This window comes from Ruminococcus intestinalis, from assembly GCF_014288065.1.
Classification (GTDB): domain Bacteria; phylum Bacillota; class Clostridia; order Oscillospirales; family Acutalibacteraceae; genus Ruminococcoides; species Ruminococcoides intestinale_A.
In genome coordinates, this window is sequence record NZ_JACOPS010000001.1 from 666,034 (window position 1) to 683,468 (window position 17,435).

Below are 17,435 nucleotides of genomic sequence, written 5' to 3' on the forward strand. Positions count from 1 at the left end.
TTACGCCACTCCTTAAAACAATGACATCTGAGAGCTTTCCGGAAGTCCCTCAAGTGCGCCGATATTTTTCAGCGACTCAATAATAGACTTGGAAACCTTTGTCTTTATCTGCATTTCTTCAATGGAAAGGTATGTATTTACCTTTCCCGATTCAGCGAGAGATATTGCGGCGCTTTCGCCAAGTCCGGGAATTGTTGAAAACGGAAGTCTTATTTTGCCGTCCTCAACCTTGAACATTTTAGCCTCGGATTTGTAAATGTCAACAGGCAGAACTTCAATTTTTCTTGCAAGCATTTCATTTACAATCTGAAGTGTAGCGTACTCCTGATCTTCTTTTGTAGACGATTCGTGGGCGCTTTGCTTTTGCTTTATAAGTTTCATTCTGTTTTTAACAGCCTGATGTCCCTGCATAAGCACAACACCGTCAAGGTTTTCGCTTCGTACCGTAAAGTAAGCTGCGTAATATTCAACAGGCTTATGCACCTTGTACCAGCCAAGTCGCAATGTAGCAATCATATATGCGGCGGCGTGGGCTTTCGGGAACATATACTGAATTTTCATACAGGAATCAATGTACCATTCGGGAACATTGTTATCTCTCATCGCCTTGAAATGTTCTTCGGTAAGCAATTTTGTCGCATTACCTTTACGGACAATTTCCATTATCTTAAATGCCATACCCGGCTCAAGTCCCTTATGCATAAGGTAAGTCATAATGGAATCTCGAGTACCGATAACGCTTGAAATATCGCAGGTATGATTATGAATAAGCTCCTGCGCATTGCCAAGCCATACACCTGTTCCGTGTGACAAACCTGCAATCTGCAAAAGGTCGGTAAATGTTTTTGGCTTAGCCTCTACCAACATTCCTCGTACAAAGGAAGTGCCGCATTCGGGCAAGCTGAATGTACCTGTTTCTGAGCCTATATCTTCGGGAGTTACACCGAGAGCTTTGGTTGATGTAAACAGGCTCATAACCTCGGGGTCACTCATTGATACTTTCATAACGGGAATACCCGTATAAAGTTCAAGATAGTGATAAATTGTCGGAACATCGTGTCCGAGCTCATCAAGTTTTGTAATTGTATCGTGAATAGAATGGAAGTCGAAGTGAGTGGTAATATTGTCGGACTTCATATCGTTTGCAGGGTGCTGAACAGGACAGAAGTCGTAAACTTCGCTTGTTCTCGGTACAACAACCATACCGCCCGGGTGCTGACCCGTTGTACGCTTAACGCCCGTACAGCCGAGAGCAAGTCGCTTGATTTCAGCCTTATGAAGAATCATACCCTTATCGTTGGCATAACCCTTTACATAGCCGATAGCGGTTTTTTCCGCAACGGTAGAAATAGTACCCGCCTTAAACACATTGTTTTTACCGAACAGTTCCTCTGTGTATCTGTGCGATTTTGACTGATACTCACCGCTGAAATTAAGGTCAATATCAGGCACTTTGTCGCCTTTAAATCCAAGGAATGTTTCAAACGGAATTTCGTGACCGTCCTGGTCCATAAGAGTGCCGCACTCGGGGCAATTCTTAGGAGGCATATCAAAACCCGAACCGTAACTGCCGTCTGTAATAAATTCGCTGTGCTTACATTTTGGGCATATATAGTGCGGGCAAAGCGGATTTACTTCGGAAATACCCGACATTGTCGCAACGAATGACGAACCTACAGAACCTCTGGAACCTACAAGATAACCGTGTGCCTCGCTGTCGGCAACGAGTTTTTGAGCGGTCATATAAAGTACGGAGAAACCGTAGGTTGTAATTGAATTAAGTTCTTTGTCAAGACGAGCCTTAACAATTTCAGGAAGAGGGTCACCGTATTTTTCCTTTGCCCTTTCCCATGTGATAGAAACGAGTTCTTCCTCCGCACCCTCAATGTTAGGCGGGAAAGTTCCCTTCGGAATAGGTCTTATCGACTCGCACATATCGGCAATTTTGCGTGGATTTGTGACAACAACTTCGTATGCCTTTTCTTTGCCGAGGTACTCAAATTCTTTGAGCATTTCCGCTGTGGTTCTAAGGTAAAGCGGAGCTTGGTCTTCGGCATCTTTAAAGCCCTGACCCGCCATAAGAATTTTTCTGTAATCGGCGTCTTTCGGGTCCATAAAATGAACATCGCAAGTAGCACAAACAGGCTTGCCGAGTTCTTTGCCGAGTTTTACTATAGTCTTATCAATTTCGTGGAGTTCTGCCTCATTGGCAAATCTGCCCTCACGAATCATAAAATTATTGTTTCCCGCAGGCTGAATTTCAAGGTAGTCATAAAATGATGCAATTGCTTTGATTTCAGGCCACGGCTTTCCGAGAAGTATAGCCTGATACAGCTGACCTGCACAACAAGCCGAGCCGATTATAAGTCCCTCACGGTGCTTAACAAGCTCACTCTTAGGTATTCTCGGTTTTTTATAAAAATATGTGAGATGAGCGTAAGAAATCAATTTATACAAATTCTTTAGACCTGTTAAATTCTTTACAAGAATTATTTGGTGATAAGTCGGCAGTTTTTTGAAGTCACCGCCGCCTGCAATCTGTGTATTGATTTCGTTGGTTTTTGTAATATTGTAGTCATCTTTAAGACGGGTACAAAGATTTATAAAAATTCTTGCAAGCATTTCCGCATCGTCGGTTGCACGGTGATGATTAAAGTCGCCAAGTCGCAAATACTTTGCAACGGTATCCAGCTTGCAGTTTTTAATATCGGTCAAAATGGCTCTTGAAATTGCAACGGTGTCAATGGAAGTGTAGTTGTACTCCCTGTTCATATTTTCGCAAGCCTTACGGATAAACGAGGTATCAAACGGTGCATTATGCGCAACAAGCACATTGTCGCCTGCAAATTCAAGAAATGCGCTAACCGCCTCGCTCTGTGACGGTGCGTCTTTTACCATAGCGTCGGTAATGCCCGTAAGCTCGGTTATCTTTGCGGGAATCGGCATACCCGGATTTGCAAAAGTTGAAAAAGTATCGGTTATCTGTCCGTTTTCAACCTTTACGGCACCGATTTCTGTGATTTTGTCACGATTTGCGGAAAGACCGGTAGTTTCAATATCAAAGCAGATAAATGTGCCGTCAAGCGGTTCTTCGCTATTGCCCGAAACAGATTCTACAAGGTCATCCATAAAGTAAGCCTCTGTGCCGTAAATAACCTTGATTTTTTCGCCGTCTTTATTAATTTTATCGGCGGCTTTCATAGCGTCAGGGAAAGCCTGTGCAACACCGTGGTCTGTGATTGCAACTGCCGGGTGTCCCCAATCGGCGGCTCTTTTTACAAGGTCGCCTGCCGAGGTTACTGCGTCCATCTGCGACATATTCGTATGCAAATGCAGTTCGACACGCTTCTCCTCCGCTTTATCCACAACCTTAACCTTATTTGCAGTGCCGATTGACCTTGCAATAAGCATAAGCTCGCCTGCGTAGCGGTCATATTCGACATCGCCCTGAACAACTACAGTGTCACCTTTTTTCAGGTTATCAAGAATTGCGGTGTCTTTGATTGTTCCGAAAACTTTTACGGATGTAGAACCCGAATAGTCGGTAATGTCGATTACAAAAATATTTTTATCTCCCGACTTTGTTACCTTTTTTTCAATATCAAAAATATCGCCCCATACGACTATTCTGCCTGTGTCGGCAACAATTGTGCTGATTGGCTCGATTTTACCTCGTATAGACCTGCCGTAAAAAGGTTTTATTGAGGCTTCAACAATCTGCGGCAGCAAAAACTTGCCCTCCCGCACTTCAATTTCCTGCACTGCATCGGAATTTCTCTTTTCCTTTACAGCTTTTGTAACAGCCTCATTGCTCGCAGTATCGTGCACGCTTTCTTCAATCTTTTGTCTTTCGATTTTTTCTGCGGCATTTTTCATTGTCTGCATATATTCTTCGCTCTGTCCGTCAACTTCAAGCGTACCTGTATATATAATGTTGATTTCAAGCGAAAATTCCTCTGCAACAAGCCTTTTAAGAGCCTTGTCAAAACCCTTGGCATCTAAAAGGCTTTTGCCGCCGTTATTAAGTGTGATTTGCAAATTACCTTCCTCATAGGTAACAAATGCGTTGTTAAGTGTGCCGTTAATACTCGGAATATCACGCTTAACCGCCTTATACAGCTCAGGAAAATAATCTGCTGAAAAAAGTTTAGAATCATAAATCGGATTAATTCTGACAGAGCCGAGATTTAATTCGGATTTAGAAATTTGTTTTTCGGCAGCAAAAAGGTTATCCCTCAACACAAGACCGCCAAATTTGGCAGTCATTGTGATTGAGCGATTATTACTGTTAATATTAAGTTTTAAAAGCTCGGCTGATGATATATCATCAGCGAGCGGTTTATCCGCAAGATACGGATTAAAGACTTCTCCGAGTGTTTTCATATTCTTCCTTATAAGAATTATAATTTATCGATTTCATCCATAAGAGCGTCAACAAGCTGCTCCTCGGGAACTTTTCTGATTACTTCACCTTTTTTGAATACAAGACCGCAGCCGTCACCGCCTGCAATTCCGATGTCAGCCTCTCTTGCTTCTCCGGGGCCGTTTACAACACAGCCCATTACGGCCACTTTAATATTCTTTTTACAGTCTTTAAGTCTGTTTTCAACCTCTCCCGCAATTTTTACAAGGTCAATTCTTGTTCTGCCGCAGGTCGGGCAGGATACAAACTGCACACCGCTCTTTTTAAGTCCGAGCGCTTTTAAAATATCGTTAGCGGCATAGATTTCCTTTACAGGGTCAGCCGTAAGAGAAACTCTGATTGTGTCGCCGATTCCGTGAAGTAACAGCGAACCGATACCTGCAGCCGACTTGATAATGCCCATTCGTTCGGTACCTGCCTCGGTAACGCCAAGGTGGAGCGGATAATCGCACTGCTCATTTGCAAGCTCATAAGCCTTAACCATAAACGGAACGGTTGAGCTTTTCATTGAAAGAACAATATCGTTAAAATCGAACTTTTCAAGCAAAGACGCATGATAAAGCGCACTGTCGCAAAGCGCCTGCGGTGTGGGGTGACCATACTTTGCGAGAATTTCCTTTTCAAGCGAGCCGGAATTTACGCCGATTCTGATAGGAATATTTCTCTGACGGCAAGCATCGGCAACCGCCTTTACCCTGTCATCAGAACCGATATTGCCCGGATTTATACGAATTTTGTCAACACCAGCGGCACAAGCCTCAAGCGCCAATTTATAATCGAAATGTATGTCGGCAACAACGGGAATTGTAAGAGCCTGCTTTAATGCCGGAATAAGTTTAACCGCATCCTTGTTAGGAATAGCGGCTCTTATAATCTGACAACCTGCTTTTTCAAGCTCAACCGCCTGTTTAACCGAACCCTCAATATCAGTTGACGGTACATTCAGCATTGACTGAACGCTTACTTGTGCACCTCCGCCGACAAGCACATTGCCGACCTTAACTTGTTTTTTACTTCCCACTGTAATTCCTCCTGTGCTACAGGCTTAGCTGTCCGGTAAACAGCTGCCATATATCCTTACAGGTTACAACAACCATAAATCCCATAAGAATAATAAAGCCTGCTGCATTGATATATTTCTCAACCTTTCTCGGTATCGGCTTTCTGAATATCCACTCAATAAGCAAAAGCAAAAATCTTCCGCCGTCAAGTGCCGGGAACGGGAGCATATTGAATATACCGAGATTTATTGTAATCAAGGTCATTACATTTAAAATATTAAATACCGCAGAACCGAAGTTTGTTTCAAGTCCCTGTGAGGCAACCTGTGTTACCGCAGATGCAATGCCGACAGGACCTGACATATCTTTAAATCCAAATCTGCCCTGCGCAATCCATACAACCGACTGCCATACCATTCTGCCGACTGACAAAGCTTCGGAAAATCCCTGTTTAATTACAGAAGTGAATGTTTTGTCGATTGGCTCAACATAAAAATCAAGAGAAACCGACGGCTTATCTGCCTCTTTATCCTCTTCGTTTTTATAGTAAGTAAAGAACTGAACATCGTTTAGCTCAACTTCTTTGCCGTCCCTTATTACCGTAACAGTTGCAGTATAACGCTGACGGGTATCTTTTTCGGTAATTGTCGGTAGAGTATAGTCTGTTACACCGATTGTATCATAAAGTTTTTTGACGGTATCGTCCATCACCTTTTTAGCCTCGGTTTTGTCGGCGGAATTATTCACCGCCGTACAACCGTCGGTTGTGATATTGTAAAGTTTCAGGAGCGTATCGTCATCGGGCTTTTTATCGGTTGCGATTTTACTGTACTCCGTACAGATTGCATTTGCGCAGTCCTGCTTATATACGGATACAGACTTACCGTCAACATTTTCACAGTTTACACCTGCAAACGAAAAAGATAAATCCTTTGAATTGTAAATATCATATCCGTTGACCTTAACGATTTTATCGCCGATCTGTAAACCGCAGTTTGCGGAATAAGAGCGTGGGTCAAACTGTTCAACAGTCGTAGAAGAGTATGCCTCCTGCGGAATGACCATTATAAAAGAAAAAATTATGCCAAGAATTATATTCATTACCGCACCCGCAATAATGACTATCATTCGTTTCCAGACCTTTGCATTATTAAACGAGCGTGGCTCGGGACTGTCTTCGTCCTCGCCCTCCATTGCACAATATCCGCCAATCGGGAAAAGTCTTAAAGAATACTGTGTTTCGCCCTTTTTAAAACTAAAAAGCTTTGGCCCCATTCCAAGTGCAAATTCATTTACCTTAATGCCCGAAAGCTTTGCCGTAATGAAATGTCCGAACTCATGTAATCCTATAATCAGCTCAAAAAGCAGCACCGCAATTACTACCAAGGCTATAGTTACTAATATTTGCATATTTGGTCAATCAACTCCAGATAAAAATTCCGCAAAATCTAATTATTTGTTTACCGTTCTGCGTACAAACTCTCTTGCAAGTGCGTCTGCGTTCAGAACATCCTCAACATTTTTTTGATTAATTGTCTTTACGGCATTTAATGATTCCGTAACAAGACTGCCGATTTCAAGGAAAGATATTTTTCCCCGACGGAATAAAGCGTTTGCCTCTTCATTTGCGCCGTTTACCACAGCCGTAGCCGTACCGCCTGTATCAAGGGCTTTCTTGCATGCTGTAAGACATTCAAAAGTCTTGTAATCAGGCTCAAAAAATGTCATTTTGGCAATATCCGCAAGTTTAAGCTCGCCCACAGGCGACTCATAACGGTCGGGATATGTAACCGCATACTGAATAGGTATACGCATATCGGGCAAGCCGAGTTGAGCGATAACCGAATTATCGTCATACTCAACAAGCGAATGGATTATACTTTCTCTGTGAACCACAACATCAATTCTGTCGCCCTCAACATCAAAAAGTCTGCTTGCCTCTATAATTTCAAGTCCCTTATTCATCATTGTAGCAGAGTCGATGGTTATTTTTGCACCCATGCTCCAATTCGGATGATTAAGCGCCTGCTCTACCGTTACATTTTTAAGTTCGTCACGGGTTCTGCCAAAGAAAGGACCGCCCGATGCCGTAAGTATCAGCTTTTTAAGCGCCTTATTCTGCGGCATCCCCTGCAAGCATTGAAAAATTGCCGAGTGCTCGCTGTCAACAGGCAAAAGCCTTACATTATTATCCCTGACAGCATCCGTAACAAGATGTCCGCCCGCAACAAGAGTTTCCTTATTTGCAAGCGCAATATCTTTTTTGGCATTTGCCGCCGCAATTGTGGGTAGCAAGCCTACCATTCCCACAACGGAATTAAGTACAAGTTCGCAGCTTTTTTCGGTTGCCGCCGCAATAAGTCCGTCCATTCCGCCGAGAACTTTTGTATTGGTATCTTTGACCGCAAGCTGTAATTCTTTTGCTTTTTCTTCGTCAAAAAGCACTGCAATCTGCGGCTTATACTTTCTTATCTGCTGTTCCGTTAGCTTTACATTTGAATTTGCGGTAAGCGCTGTAACATTCAAATTAAGTTTATCGACAACATCAAGCGTTTGAGTACCGATTGAACCTGTTGAACCTAAAACGGAAATATTTTTAATCATAATTTACACCACCGTAGCAAAAGGCAAAAACTGATTGATTGCAAGCATAACAGGAGCGGTAAAAATAATGCTGTCAAATCTGTCGAGCATACCGCCGTGACCGGGAAATACAGAACTGTAGTCCTTAATGCCTACACTTCTCTTGATAAGAGAAAAACTCAAGTCGCCGAAAATAGAAACCACGGCGTCAACAACACCGAGAATGATAAGAGCAACAAAGTTAAACTTATATTCGGGAGCAATTACAAACGCAAAGAGCAAACCGAGTACAACGGCAGTCAATACGCAGAAAATTACTCCGCCGACTGCGCCCTCAACCGTTTTTTTAGGGCTGACATTCGGACAAAGTTTATGTTTGCCAAAGCTTGCGCCGATAAAAAATCCGCCTGCGTCCGCCATCCAAGGAAGTGAAAAAATAGTGGCAAAGTAAAAACTCAACGGCTTGCAATTAAGGCAAAGAGCCGAAAACGCACTCATTCCGAATGTGATAAGAAGTGTGCCGAACATCGCATACGCAAAGTCAAGATAATTGATTTGCTTGTGATTGTATATCAGCATAGCAAACCCCACTATCATAAAAACGGCAATAATCGGATATACCAAGCCCGTATTTAATACTATGGGAATTACTGCTGCAAATAGTATGCACGGAACCGAAATAAAATATTTTTTCAACAGCTTGTTAGCGTGTAAGTATTCGCCTGTCATAAACGCCGTAACCGCAGCTACCGCAAAGGCGATTACGAGCGGCTGTATTTCTCCCAAAAACAGCAAAACTAAAATTATGGAAATGCCGACAACCGCTGTAAGAAGTCTTGCTTTTAATGATTTCATAACTGATCTACCTGCTTCTTTATACTCCTCCAAAGCGCCTGTTGCGTTGAGAGTATATATTAATAGCCTCGTCAAGGTCCGATTTTTCAAAATCAGGCCAGAGCTTATTCATTATGACAAACTCGGTATAAGCCGCCTGCCATAGCATAAAGTTTGAAATTCTGTATTCACCGCTCGGCCTGATAATCAAATCGGGATCGGGCTGACCGGCGGTATAAAGATAATTTGAAAAAAGCGATTCGTCAATATTTTCAACATCAATCTTACCGCTTTTTACATCTGTGCTTATATTTTTAACGGCACGCACAATTTCGTCACGGCTGCCGTAATTCATAGCAATATTAAGCACCATACCGTCACGGTCTTTTGAACTTTCCTCGTTTTCAATCATAAGATTTTGCAAATCTAAGCTGAAATGAGATTTATCTCCGATAAATTTTACAACAATGCTGTCATCTTTGAAGTCCTCAAGCGCCTCATTAAGGTAAGACTTAAAAAGTTTCATAAGAGCGCTGACTTCATCCTCCGGGCGTTTCCAGTTTTCAGTTGAAAAAGCATAAACGGTAAGATATTTTATACCGATGTCCGAGCAATATCTTGTGATTTTTCTGAAAGTTTTTGCGCCCTCACGATGTCCGACAGAACGAGGCAGACTGCGCTTTTTTGCCCATCTGCCGTTACCGTCCATTATAATACCTATGTGTTCGGGTAAAATTATATCCGTTTTTTTAGCTTCTTCAGACTTTGAATTCCAAAAAGCCATATTACATCTCCAAAATTTCTTTCTGCTTTGCGGCTGAAATTGTGTCTATATTCTTGATATACTTGTCTGTAAGCTCCTGCGCTTTCTTTTCGCCCTGCTTTAAATCGTCCTCTGTAAGCTCGCCGCTCTTCTTCATAGCCTTAAGTTTGTCGATTAAGTCACGGCGAACATTTCTTACCTGTACCTTTGTATCTTCGGAAATCTTCATAATGTCTTTTACGATTTCCTTTCTTCTGTCCTCTGTAAGAGGCGGGAATACAAGGCGGATAACCTTACCGTCGTTCTGTGGGTTAATACCGATGTCAGATGTAAGAATAGCCTTTTCAATCTGTCTTAAAACAGACATATCCCAAGGCTGAACTGTGAGAGTTCTTGCCTCTGTTACCGAAACTGCCGCAAGCTGGTTTACAGGAGTAGGTGCACCGTAATAATCAACCTTTACCTTATCGAGTACGCCGGGGTTTGCTCTGCCGGCTCTGATTTCAGAAAACTCCTGCTGCATATGAGATACTCTTCTCTCCATTGATTCAGAAGCCTTTTTAATCTGTGTTTGCATAATGTTTCCTCCGTTAGTTCATCATAAAATATTAGTCTATAGCATCAACTACAGTACCGATGTTTTCACCGCATACCGCACGATAAATATTCTCAGGGTCTTCAAGGCTGAAAACGAGAACAGGGAGCTTGTTGTCCTTACAAAGTGAAGCTGCTGTGCTGTCCATTACCGCAAGGTCCTTGTTGAGAACCTCGTGGAAAGAAACAACATCGTACTTCTTAGCATTTGGATTTGTTTTAGGGTCGCTGTCATATACGCCGTCAACCATTGTAGCTTTCATCATAATGTCAGCCTCAATCTCGTTTGCACGCAGAGCGGCAGCTGTGTCTGTGCTGAAGAATGGGTTACCTGTACCGCAGCCGAAGATTACAACCTTGCCTGATTGGAGATGGCACATAGCCTTGTTGCGAATGTAAGGCTCTGCAACCTGGCGCATTGAAATAGCGGTCTGAACTCTTACTACGCAGCCGAGCTGCTCAAGTGCGTCTGCTACGCCGAGAGCGTTGATTGCGGTTGCAAGCATACCCATATGGTCTGCTCTTGTTCTGTCCATATCACCTGAACTTCTGCCTCTCCAGAAGTTACCGCCGCCAACAACGATACCTACCTGAACGCCTGCGTCTACGCACTTTTTGATTGGTTTACATATTTCAACAACTTTGTCGAAGTCGATACCTGTTTTCTGATCACCTGCAAGTGATTCGCCTGAAAGTTTTAATAAAATTCTATTGTATTTTGGTTTCATAACTTAACACCCCACTGTGTAATATAATTACTATAATAATACTATAAAATGCCTGTTTTGTAAAGAAAATTAAGACAATATTTTCTATTTTGCGTTCTTTATTTTAAATCGTGTGACAATATTCCGCATAAAAGACTTTCAAATGCCGATTCAAACCTTAAATCGTCCTCTTTTGTACGCTTTTTAGGCCCTTTGAGATGATTTTTTGAAGATGACATTCTTGCCTTTTTGTTGATATGCCGCTCCATTAAAAGTCCGTCGATATTCTCGTTTGTAAATATTTTTCCCGACTGATGAATTGCATAACCGCCTTTGCCGAGTACAAGAGCCGCAACTCCGTAATCCTGCGTAACAGCAATATCTCCGCTTTGACAAAGATTTGCAAGCGCAATGTCAACAGCGTCGGCGCCTGCACCGATTACTTTAATTTCACTGTAATTTGATGAAAGAATGTGGTTTGTATCGCAAAGCAAAATGACAGGCACTCTGTGCTTTTTAGCAATCTTTTCAACTTGTTTTACAACGGGACAAGCGTCTGCATCTACCAATATTTTCAAGCGTTTACCTCCTTTTTATATCGTAATGTTTTTATTAAAGTTACACAAACATTGAAATAAATTCTAAGACAATAACCTAAAAACGGACTTGAAAAAATCAAGTCCGTTTAGTTTTAATCTGTAATTTTAATTGAATTTATAACAGGCTGATTTTCTGCGTCTACAGAACCGTTGCTGTCGGTTGTTACCGCATTTTTACAGATTTTATCGACAATATCCATACCGTCGGTTACATATCCGAAGCAAGCGTACTGACCGTCAAGATATGTGCTGTCTGACTGAACAATAAAGAACTGTGAACTTGCGCTGTCCATATCTGTTGAACGAGCCATAGAAATCGCACCTCTTGTATGTGAAAGGTTATTTTCTACGCCGTTCTGCGAAAATTCGCCCTTGATTGTGTTATCCGAACCGCCTGTACCGTTTCCTAACGGGTCGCCGCCCTGCATCATAAATCCGTCAATAATACGGTGGAATGTAAGTCCGTCATAAAAACCGCTGTTTGCAAGATTTATAAAGTTTGCAACCGTAATCGGAGCAACATCACCGTCAAGCTCTACCTTAATTACGCCGTAATCACGAATATTAATCTCTGCGTGATGAGTACCCTTTGCCTCATCGGTGCCTATGGTGGCAGATGTATTTGTTCCGACAGTTACAGAAGCATCCGTAGCTGTTGGGGTATTGTTATTTTTATTTGAAGTTACGGCAAAAACAACTATAACAGCAATAAGAAAAACAGCAACGGCTGAAATTGCAATCCACGCTTTCTTTTTATCCGATTTTTGCGGTTTAGCCAAAGACAGCACTATATCATCAACTGCTTTATCGGCAGTATCGGAAAGTTTTTTCTGTGCCGCAGCGCTTTTAACTATATCCGATGATGCCGTCATTAAGAAAACAATATCTCTTTTACTGAAATTTCCGTTTGACAGTCTTAACTGTTTTTTTACATTTTCTCTGCCGTAATCAAGAGAATTTTGCACTTTATCTTCAGAAATTTTTAAAACATCGGCAATTTTCTTTGCATCATAATCGCATAATAAATTAAGAGCAAGTGCGATTCTTTGATTTGCTCCTACGGCTTTAAGAGCATTCACAAAAAGTTTTTTCTGTTCGTCTGTAATTGCAGATACAGATGATATTTTGTCTTTATCCGCAAAAGGCTGTAACTTTGCAGGAATATTGTCAGAGTTTTTTTCATCGGAAATAAAGCCTTTGCAAACTCTTGCGGTTTCGTATGTTACAATTTCGTCAAGGTTATCGACTTTAGAATTTTTTTCTATGGCAGAAAAAACAGCCTTAAAAGATTTTTTAAATGCATTTTCAGCTTTTTGACTGTCTGAAATTACAGTTGAACAGAAAAAGCAGACATAATTCTGATATTTTTCGGCAATAAAATCAAGTGATTTTTTATCGCCGAGTGACGCTTTTAAAATTAATTTTTTTAAATTCATCGTTATTCCCTTCCCATTTAGTTTTTCTGTAAAATTATATAAACTAAAACTGACAGCAAGATATAATTTTTGTGAATTTCAAGTGAAAAAGTTTTGAAAGTTGAAAAAAGTCAGATTTTAGCAGAATATTTTACTGCTTAATTATAATAGTTTGGTCAACCTTTTATAATATCTAATGAAGTATTCAGCTAAACCATAATTTATCAATCATACCGCAACGCAAAATTGCAGAAAAAACGGGCTGCCCTGCAAAAGAGAGCAGTCCGTTAAAACTTGAAATTAATTATACCTTCTGGCAAACAGCGTTGATAGATTCAGGAAGCTCTGACTCCTCTGCTGAAATAAGAAGAACGATGTTTGTCGATGAAGCCTCTGAAAGCTCCTGCAACTTCTTTGTGAAAGTTTCTACACCGTCAACACCTGTAGGGCAAATTTTGAATGTTGAGTCAACAAGAATGTCTGTAACATCATAGTTGCCTGCGCAGATACCGCTGATAAAACCAAAGAGCATATCGTAACCCTCAATGAGGTACTGCTCGGTATCAATAAGTCTTGCCTTGTGTGTTACATCGTAAGTAAGCTTTGCGCCCTTTTCAATTACAACAACATTACCTGCAGAAGCAGCAACTGCCTCATTAGCAAGAGCGATAAGTTTTTTTGTTTTGCCTGTTCCTTTTTTACCGATAAGTAAAGTAACCATATTATTTCCTCCAGAATATTAAACTTATTTACAAAAGAAATTACTTGAGTCTTGCCTCAAGAGCAGCCTTCTGATCCTCATAACCCGGTTTGCCGAGGAGAGCAAACATATTCTTCTTGTAGCTTTCTACGCCGGGTTGGTTAAATGGATTTACGCCAAGCATATAGCCGGAAATAGCACAAGCCTTTTCAAAGAAATAGATGAGATAGCCAAGCTCTGATTCGTTCATCTCAGGAACATTGAGAACGATGTTAGGTACACCGCCGTCGTTATGAGCAAGAACCGTACCCTCAAAAGCTTTCTGATTTACATATCCCATTGTCTTTCCCGAAAGGAAGTTAAGACCATCAACATTAGTAGGATCTGTGCCGAGTGTAACTTCTTTTTTACATTTATCAAAGAGAACAACAGTTTCAAACATAGTTCTTCTGCCGTCCTGAATGTACTGACCAAGTGAGTGAAGATCTGTTGAGAAGATAACGCTTGCAGGGAAAATGCCCTTGTTATCCTTGCCTTCACTCTCTGCAAAAAGCTGCTTAAACCATTCAGACATCATTGTGTAAGCAGGCTCGTAAGATACCATAACCTCCATTGTTTTACCCTTACGGTAAAGAATATTACGGAGTGCCGCATATTTGTAACAATCGTTTGTAGCGAGGTCGTCATTGTCAAATTCTTTCTGAGCAGTTGCCGCACCCTGCATAAGAGCATCAATGTCAGCGCCTGAAACAGCAATCGGAAGAAGACCTACTGCTGTAAGTACAGAGAAACGACCGCCTACATCATCAGGAACTACGAATGTTTCGTAACCCTCTTCGTCTGCAAGAGCCTTAAGTGTGCCCTTAGCCTTATCTGTTGTGCAGTAAATACGCTCTCTTGCGCCCTCTTTGCCATACTTTTTCTCAAGCATTTCACGGAATACACGGAATGCGATGGCAGGCTCGGTTGTAGTACCTGATTTTGAAATCATATTTACAGATACATCTTTACCCTCGCAAAGCTCCATAATCTCTGCAAGTGCAGATGAGCTGATTGAGTTACCTGTAAAGTAAATCTGCGGTGTATCCTTACAAGTAAGGTTGTAGTTCTGTGAAGTAAGAAATTCAATTGCGGCTCTTGCACCGAGGTATGAACCGCCGATACCGATTACAATAAATACATCGGAATCTTTTTTAATCTTCTCGGCAGCAGCCTTAATTCTTGCAAACTCCTCTTTGTCATAATCTGTAGGAAGATTAAGCCAGCCGAGGAAATCGTTTCCAAGACCTGTACCGTCGTGAAGCACCTTGTGAGCAGCCTTTACTTCAGCAGCCACACCCTCATACTCGTGTTCATTAACGAAACCTTTTAAATATTTGTCTGTAAGTTTTGTAGCCATTATTAATTCCCCCAAAATTCCCTTTCGGAATAATACTGCGTAATATACCGTAAAAACGGTGATAAAAGCAACATAAAATCCGAAACAAGTATCTTTGCTGTCTTATTATACTATAATTCCCGACTTTTTGCAAGGTCATTTTGTATATTTTATAAAGAAATTATAGAATTTAATAAAGCCGAGAAAACTGAGGCAAAAGAAATCTTTTCTGCGTCCTGCAAAGCGGTAATTTCAAAGCTTTTTACGGCATTGCCGTCAAGGCTGTATGTAACCGTGCCAAGCTTTTGTCCGCTCACAACGGGGGCTTCTATGCTTTCGGGCAAATCAATTTTTGAAACTATCTTTGAACTGCTGTTTTTATCAAGAACAATGCTTGCGTTTACATCACAGCCAATACCGATATTTCCCTGCATACCGTTTTCAACCTTAATTGTTTTCGGTAAATCTTCGGGTGCTTTCAACTGTGTTACCGAAAAGTTTGCAAAACCGTAATCGAGCAAAGCTGCTGCGTCCGAAAAACGCTCTTTACCCGAGTTACAGCCGAGAACTACCGCAACAAGGCTCATATCTCCCCTTTTTGCCGACGCCGACATACAACAGCCGGCATCATTTGTAGTGCCTGTTTTCAGTCCCGTTATGCCGTTATAAGTTTTCAGAAGTTTATTTGTATTTACAATCTGTGTTTTTCCGTCACGAAGATTATCAAGCCATATTGAAGTGTAATCAAAAATCATTTCGTGCTTCATAAGTTCTCTCGACATTACCGCAACATCATAAGCTGAGGTAATGTGTCCGTCCTCGTCAAGTCCGTTGCAGTTTTTAAATACCGTGTCTTTCATTCCGAGCTGACTTGCCTTTTCATTCATTTTCTCTACAAACACTTCTTCACTACCGCACAGATGCTCTGCAAGCGCAACCGCCGCATCGTTTGCCGATGCAACAACCGTCGCTTTTATCATATCGTCTGCGCTCATAGTTTCGCCCTCTTCGAGCCATATGTCGCTGCCGCCCATTGACGCTGCGTGCGCCGAGGCGGTGATTGTATCGTCAAGGCTCAATTTTCCGTTGTCGATTGCCTCGCAAACAAGCAGCATTGTCATAACCTTTGTAATGGATGCGCAGGGACGCTGTTCGTGCGGATTTTTTTCAAACAATATTTTGCCCGATGAAGTTTCCATAAGCACGGCCGACGGCGCTGTAATCGTTTCTTCCGTCACAGCATTGACATCAACCGAAAATACAGGTATCGCCGTAAAAATTATTGCAATAATCAAAGCCAACGATAATTTTTTTATCATAAAAACACCTCGTTCAATAATATGAACGAGGTGTGGCTTGTATGATTTAAGTTAAATCATTTAAGAAAACCGAGGCTGCGAATAATCGGAATTTCGATTGACTTGTTGGCAAGTGACTTGAAAAGACAGATATAATTGCAAACAAGAACGATAACCTCACAAACAGCTGCCGCAATCGCAAAAATACAAGTCCATGATAAAACAGCTCCGATTACGCCGAGGAAAAACATTACAACAAATGATTTAAGTCCCTGCTTGATATGGAAATCAAGATACTTAGACTTTCTTGAGCTCTGTGCAATAAGTGCAACAATAATACCGAGTATGCTTGATACATAAATCACTGCTGCCAAAAGCTTGTTTTCAGAAACATCTTCGGCAGAAAATTCAGCTGTATGGTCATATTGATCTACAACAGGAGCGGGAGCTGCCGCATACTGATTGTACTGTGGCTGCTGTGCCTGTGGTTCTGCCTGCTGTGCAACAGAAAAACCGCAATTCTGGCAAAAAACAGCGTTGTCTTCCATCTGTGCGTTACATCTTGGACAATTTTTCATTTTTGTGTGCCTCCATTATTTTTGTGTATGATACAAACATTCATAGTTTAATATGTATGCTCAATATCCTTAATTAATTCATTATTCGATAATACAAACAGCGTGAGCGGAAATGCCCTCAAGCCTGCCTGTAAAACCGAGCTTTTCTTCTGTGGTTGCCTTTACGCTTACCTGCGAAATATCAATGCCGCAAGCATTTGCAATATTTTCTCTCATGGCATAGATATAATCCTTAAGCTTCGGCTTTTGGGCAATTACCGTAGAATCAATATTGCCGATTTTGTAGCCGTTTTCGTCAAGGATTCTGCAAACCTCTTTGAGCAAAGCGATGCTGTCTGCGCCTTTGTACCTTTCATCGGTATCGGGAAAATGTTTGCCTATATCACCGAGAGCCGTAGCGCCGAGCAAGCTGTCCATTACTGCGTGAACAAGCACATCGGCATCGGAATGACCGAGCAAGCCAAACTCATACGGAATTTCTGTTCCGCCTAAAATGAGTTTTCTGTTTTCTGCAAATTTATGAACATCGTAACCGTGACCAATCCTCATATGTTATCCTTTC

General features: G+C 41.5%; 15 protein-coding genes. All 15 read right to left on the reverse strand.

Annotated elements, in window-relative coordinates; all coding sequences use genetic code 11:
* Positions 1–12 precede the first annotated feature (12 nt).
* Complete coding sequence (locus H8R91_RS03340; protein ID WP_186934859.1) at positions 13–4,383, reverse strand: PolC-type DNA polymerase III; 4,371 nt, start codon at positions 4,381–4,383, stop codon at positions 13–15.
* Positions 4,384–4,400: 17 nt separating this feature from the next.
* Entirely contained in the window at positions 4,401–5,444 is a 1,044-nt protein-coding gene (ispG, locus tag H8R91_RS03345) for a flavodoxin-dependent (E)-4-hydroxy-3-methylbut-2-enyl-diphosphate synthase (protein WP_022235152.1), read from the reverse strand.
* A 16-nt stretch (positions 5,445–5,460) separates the two neighbouring features.
* Complete coding sequence (gene rseP, locus H8R91_RS03350; RefSeq protein WP_186934860.1) at positions 5,461–6,834, reverse strand: RIP metalloprotease RseP; 1,374 nt, start codon at positions 6,832–6,834, stop codon at positions 5,461–5,463.
* Between the two features lie 42 nt (positions 6,835–6,876).
* Positions 6,877–8,028 (reverse strand): 1-deoxy-D-xylulose-5-phosphate reductoisomerase, encoded by a 1,152-nt coding sequence (locus H8R91_RS03355; protein ID WP_186934861.1) that lies wholly within the window; start codon positions 8,026–8,028, stop codon positions 6,877–6,879.
* Between the two features lie 3 nt (positions 8,029–8,031).
* Positions 8,032–8,862, reverse strand: a complete 831-nt coding sequence (locus H8R91_RS03360; protein ID WP_186934862.1) for a phosphatidate cytidylyltransferase — start codon at positions 8,860–8,862, stop codon at positions 8,032–8,034.
* A gap of 19 nt (positions 8,863–8,881) precedes the next feature.
* Positions 8,882–9,625, reverse strand: a complete 744-nt coding sequence (gene uppS / locus H8R91_RS03365) for an undecaprenyl pyrophosphate synthase (protein ID WP_022235156.1) — start codon at positions 9,623–9,625, stop codon at positions 8,882–8,884.
* A gap of 1 nt (position 9,626) precedes the next feature.
* A complete protein-coding gene (gene frr, locus H8R91_RS03370; RefSeq protein WP_022235157.1) occupies positions 9,627–10,181 on the reverse strand; it encodes a ribosome recycling factor in 555 nt (184 codons plus the stop codon).
* Positions 10,182–10,212: 31 nt separating this feature from the next.
* Positions 10,213–10,926 carry a UMP kinase gene (pyrH, locus tag H8R91_RS03375; protein ID WP_022235158.1) on the reverse strand — a complete coding sequence of 238 codons (714 nt, stop codon included), beginning with the start codon at positions 10,924–10,926 and terminating at the stop codon, positions 10,213–10,215.
* 98 nt (positions 10,927–11,024) lie between these two features.
* Complete coding sequence (locus H8R91_RS03380; RefSeq protein ID WP_022235159.1) at positions 11,025–11,483, reverse strand: YaiI/YqxD family protein; 459 nt, start codon at positions 11,481–11,483, stop codon at positions 11,025–11,027.
* A gap of 113 nt (positions 11,484–11,596) precedes the next feature.
* Positions 11,597–12,940, reverse strand: coding sequence for a peptidylprolyl isomerase (locus H8R91_RS12480; RefSeq protein ID WP_436286321.1), 1,344 nt, complete (start codon positions 12,938–12,940; stop codon positions 11,597–11,599).
* Positions 12,941–13,223: 283 nt separating this feature from the next.
* Positions 13,224–13,640, reverse strand: coding sequence for a hypothetical protein (locus H8R91_RS03390; RefSeq protein WP_022235161.1), 417 nt, complete (start codon positions 13,638–13,640; stop codon positions 13,224–13,226).
* A 40-nt stretch (positions 13,641–13,680) separates the two neighbouring features.
* Positions 13,681–15,018: a glucose-6-phosphate isomerase gene (locus H8R91_RS03395; RefSeq protein ID WP_022235162.1), complete on the reverse strand. Its 1,338-nt coding sequence runs from the start codon at positions 15,016–15,018 to the stop codon at positions 13,681–13,683.
* Positions 15,019–15,167: 149 nt separating this feature from the next.
* Entirely contained in the window at positions 15,168–16,316 is a 1,149-nt protein-coding gene (locus tag H8R91_RS03400) for a D-alanyl-D-alanine carboxypeptidase family protein (protein WP_186934863.1), read from the reverse strand.
* Positions 16,317–16,372: 56 nt separating this feature from the next.
* Complete coding sequence (locus H8R91_RS03405; RefSeq protein ID WP_022235164.1) at positions 16,373–16,873, reverse strand: zinc-ribbon domain-containing protein; 501 nt, start codon at positions 16,871–16,873, stop codon at positions 16,373–16,375.
* A gap of 81 nt (positions 16,874–16,954) precedes the next feature.
* Positions 16,955–17,422 carry a 2-C-methyl-D-erythritol 2,4-cyclodiphosphate synthase gene (gene ispF, locus H8R91_RS03410; protein ID WP_186934864.1) on the reverse strand — a complete coding sequence of 156 codons (468 nt, stop codon included), beginning with the start codon at positions 17,420–17,422 and terminating at the stop codon, positions 16,955–16,957.
* Between the last annotated feature and the right edge of the window lie 13 nt (positions 17,423–17,435).